Origin of the sequence: Bacteroides sp. 1001136B_160425_E2 (genome assembly GCF_015559655.1) — a bacterium.
GTDB classification, from domain to species: domain Bacteria; phylum Bacteroidota; class Bacteroidia; order Bacteroidales; family Bacteroidaceae; genus Bacteroides; species Bacteroides luhongzhouii.
Genome location: NZ_JADMQH010000059.1, coordinates 1 through 1,154 on the forward strand (window position 1 = coordinate 1; position 1,154 = coordinate 1,154).

Annotated in this window: 1 protein-coding gene; it reads left to right on the forward strand. The window is 49.1% G+C overall.

Translation table 11 applies throughout. The annotated features are described in order from the left end of the window. Positions 1–144: 144 nt before the first annotated feature. The gene (locus tag I2I04_RS23100; protein ID WP_317190094.1) at positions 145–1,104 is read left to right on the forward strand and encodes a hypothetical protein; all 960 of its coding nucleotides are present in this window, start codon (positions 145–147) and stop codon (positions 1,102–1,104) included. Positions 1,105–1,154 lie beyond the last annotated feature (50 nt).

Genomic DNA, 1,154 nt, shown 5'->3' on the forward strand with positions numbered 1-1,154 from the left:
GTTTACAGATCAAAACAAATGATTACTAAATAATTGAGTGATTTAATAGGAAACTCATAAAAGTTCTGATAATGGCATAAATCCAAAATTTCGGATTTGAAACACATTTTCAAGAATTTGATGTTTCAGACACGCCACAACCGTGTGGCAGGTATCGGCAACACCAAAGGCTCGCAAAGGGCGATGAACCTGCTGTTTGCCATCCGTGACATTCAGCACCGGACGGGGCGAGACCTCGGCGCGACATTCCTTTCGGGGACAGTGGTTGTGAACGCCCTTACCGAATTATATGTGATGTTCAAGTACCTTAGACCAAGAGAATTGCAACGCCAGCAGATTTCATGCTTCGATGCGTGGGCGGCGATATTCACGCAGAAGACAGCCGATTACGAGCTGAACGTGACAGGCGCAATCAAGCGCAAAGAGCGTTTCCGCACCTATATCAAAGTGCCGGAACTGGCGATGTTCCTGCGTGAGATTACCGACTATCGTACCGCCGACATGATAAACCTTGATGTGCCGGAGAAGAATGTGCGCTTTCTCTCTCATGCGCCCACTATCCAGCAGGAGGAAATGATTGGCCGTTTGGTTTCCTTTGCACACAGCGGAGAATGGAATGACTTGGGACTTGATACACCCGAACCCGACAATCTCGACAAGGCTAAAATGCTGGTCGCTACCAACGTGGCGCGGAAAATGGCTCTCGATATGCGTCTATTAGGCGACAAGTTCAGCGATGATGCCGACAACAAGGCTTCAATCTGTGCAAGGACAATCCATGACTATTATATGCGCTCGAATGAAAACCGGGGTACACAGTTCGTATTCAGCGACCTCGGCACATACAAACCGAATGAATGGAACGTATATACTGACATCAAGGAGAAACTGGTGCGGCTCGGTATCCCTGCCGATGAAGTGCAGTTTATCCAGTGCGCCACCACCGAAAGAGCGAGAAAAAGACTGTTCGAGGACATGAACAACGGCAAGGTGCGTGTGCTTTTCGGCAGCACGACCATGTTAGGCACTGGGGTGAACGCCCAGCAGAGGGCGGTAGCGGTGCATCATCTTGAGGTTCCTTGGGTGCGACATGAAGTCGCATAGATAATTGTTGGAATGATACTTACGGGTATCAGCTTTAACCCGCTGTTCCG